Annotated in this window: 2 protein-coding genes; both read right to left on the minus strand. The window is 65.2% G+C overall.

All coding sequences use genetic code 11. The features are described from left to right. Positions 1–1,120, minus strand: a 1,120-nt coding sequence (pgaC, locus tag AC1VAN_RS16795) for a poly-beta-1,6-N-acetyl-D-glucosamine synthase (protein ID WP_480986249.1), incomplete at its 3' end; no start/stop codon positions are given. Positions 1,121–1,127: 7 nt separating this feature from the next. After that, positions 1,128–2,975 carry a poly-beta-1,6-N-acetyl-D-glucosamine N-deacetylase PgaB gene (gene pgaB / locus AC1VAN_RS16800; RefSeq protein WP_480986250.1) on the minus strand — a complete coding sequence of 616 codons (1,848 nt, stop codon included), beginning with the start codon at positions 2,973–2,975 and terminating at the stop codon, positions 1,128–1,130. Positions 2,976–2,983 lie beyond the last annotated feature (8 nt).

Consider the following 2,983-nt stretch of genomic DNA (forward strand, 5'->3'; position numbering starts at 1 on the left):
CCCAGAAATAGTTGCGGCCGATATGCGTTTCGTAACGCCTGTCGATGATCAGGCTGCTGGCGAACTGCAGCAGGCAGACCAGGGCCAGGATCACGCCATGCCATTGCGGCAGCAACGTGTCGATGTACAGCGACGGCGGCATCGGGATGAACTTGCCCACTGCCCACAGCAGGATGATCACCAGCATGGTGTAGGCCCACAGCACGCTGAGGATGTATTCCAGCAGCACGCCCCACATCCGCCGCTTGCGCCAGCTGAACAACGAGGAGCCGTGGCGCAACAGGACTTCCACGCCGCCCTGTGCCCAGCGCAGTCGCTGCCGCCACAGGCCCTTCAGCGTTTCCGGCATCAGGATGAAGCACAGCGCATTGGGCTCGTAACGGATGTCCCAATGATCCAGCTGCAGCCGCCAGCTGATGTCGATGTCCTCGGTGACCATGTCATCGGCCCAGTAGCCGATGCGATGCAGGGCGGTGCGACGGAACGCGGCAATGACGCCGGACACGGTGAAGATGCGGCCGTACACGCGTTGGGCGCGCTTGATCATGCCGATGATCGAGGAGAACTCCGCCACCTGCAGGCGGCCGAGCAGGGTGGAGCGGTTGCGGATGCGCGGGTTGCCGGTCACCGCACCCACGCGTGGGCCGCTGGTCAGGTGCCAGACCATCCAGTGCATGGCGAACTCTTCCAGCATGGCATCACCATCGATGCACACCAGGTACTCCGATCTCGCGGCCAGCGCGCCCATGCGCAACGCGTTGGCCTTGCCCAGGTTGCGGTCCAGGTGGACCACGCGCAGGCGCGGATGAAGCTCTGCAAGCGCGTCCAGGCGGGTGCCGGTGTCGTCGGTGCTGCCATCGTTGATGGCGATCACCTCAAAGTCCGGATAGCGCTGGGCCAATGCCGCGCCGAGGGTGTCGTCCAGGTTCGCCGATTCGTTGTGGCACGGGATCAGCAGGCTGGCGAACGGATACTCCGCCATCGGTGGTGGATCGTTGCGCGGCCGCGACTTCCGCTCACGGCGGAAGAAGTAGTACAGGCCCCCGGACATCCAGAAGAACGCCATCACCATGGGGTAGAAGAAGGCGAACTGGAACATGGCGTTGAGCCACGGATTCATGTCCACGTCACTTCTCCGGATACGGGAAGTTGCGCGCGGACATCGCCGCGCGTGCATCCTGGGTCGACGGCTTGTCGGCGATGAAATCGTCCGGGTACCACGCGAAATGGCGCACGCCCTGTGCCTGCAGGCGGCGGATCTGCGCGCGCAGCTGTTCGCCGCTGATCGGCCGCTGCGTGCGCCAGTCCACGGTCTGCAGCTCGAACATCGTGTGCTTCAGCTCGGGGTCGTGCGCACGCACGGCCACCACCAGCTTGTCCAGCCAACGCTGCGGGCGGCGGCTGCCTTCCATCCACGGCATCGCCATCAGCGCGGTACGGTCGTAAGCCTTGTTAAACAGGTCCAGGCGCTGGGCGAACCACGCCGCGCTCTGCGGCTCCAGCACCGGCTGCGCGTACAGGTTGCGCACGGTGCCCAGCTTGGGGCGCCAGCGTTGTGCGCTGTCACGCAGTTCCAGGGTGAAATCAATCAGCGCCTGGGTGCGGCCGCCGTCGCTGCCTTCCTGCGGCAGCTGGGCAAGTTCGGTATCGCGCACGTAGCCGTCATCGTGGAACAGCAGGCCTTCGAAATACGAATTGATCGCCAGGTCTTCGTAGATGTCCTTGATGATCTGTCGTGCCTGCGGCTTGGTGAAATCCAGGCGGTACATGCCATCGCGTTCCGGGCTCTGGATGCCCAGCGCCGCACGCTGCGCAGCGTCGGGCAGTTCATAGCCCAGCACCGGCAACCACGCATACACCTTCACCCCGGCACGGGTTTTCAGCTGCCAGGCGACGCGGTTGAACAGGTCCGCGCGCATCGGCAGGTGGCGGTTCGGGAAGTACAGGGCATCGGCGGTGTTGTTGCCGTCCGGATCGGCGAAGGCCTGCAGGTAGACATGGGTCGGGCCGATCCGCTTCACCCGCTCGATCAGCGCATCCAGGTTGCGCGCCTGCTGTGCAGGGTCGCTGTCGTAGACCGAGTCCATATCGATCTGCAGTGCACGGGTGCCGTCCAGATTGRCGTTGCGGYGCAGCTCGAAGGCCAGCGAGGTGATGTTCGGATTKCTGGTCACCAGCAGGCGTGCCAGGCCATGCAGGTCGGCCGTCACCGGCGTGCTGCGACCTTCCAGGTCGAAGGACACCGGCATGCCCAGCTGCTCGGCGATGTCGTTGCTCAACTGGTTGTAGGCGGCATACGGCCAGACGATCGCTTTCGGGCGTACACCCAGCTCCTTCTCGATGCGCTGTACGCTGCGGCCGAGATCGTCGCGCAGGCGCTTCTCGTACTCCTGCGCGCTTTCATAGCGCTGCGCCTTGGGGTCGTAGATGCGGGTGATCACCGCCGGGGTCTGGTTGCCCTGCGGGTTGGACTGCACGCCGTGGTGCAGGTTGTCGGTATGGCTGGCCAGTTCGATCAGGCCGCTGGCCTGCATCTCGCGCAGCTGGTCCCAGGTCAGGAAGTCGTCATGGCCGAAGGGACGGTAGCCGTAGTCGATGGTGCGGCCCGGTGCCATGTCCACGTAGTCGGTGATCACCGCCACCAGCGCCGGATAGTTGTACGCGCGCAGCAGCGGATAGACGCGGCTGTACACGCTGCGCAGGCCGTCGTCGAAGGTCAGCAGCACCGGTCGCGGCGGCAGCGTTGCTTCGCCGCGCGAGGCCTTGATCAGCTGTGACAGCGAGACCGGGTGATAGCCATGCGCGGACAGCCAGTCCAGGTGTGCGGCGAAGTTCTGCGTGCTGACCGCGTAGGCGTCGCCGTCGGATTTTTCCAGCACATCATCGCGCACGTCGTGGTAGCTGAGGACCAGCAGGCCGTTGTCGGCCGCGTCCAGTTCCGCGGCCGAGCTGGCGCGCTGGGCTGCGGCAGGCAGGGCGAGGG

This window comes from Stenotrophomonas sp. 05L44_2 (assembly GCF_056665995.1).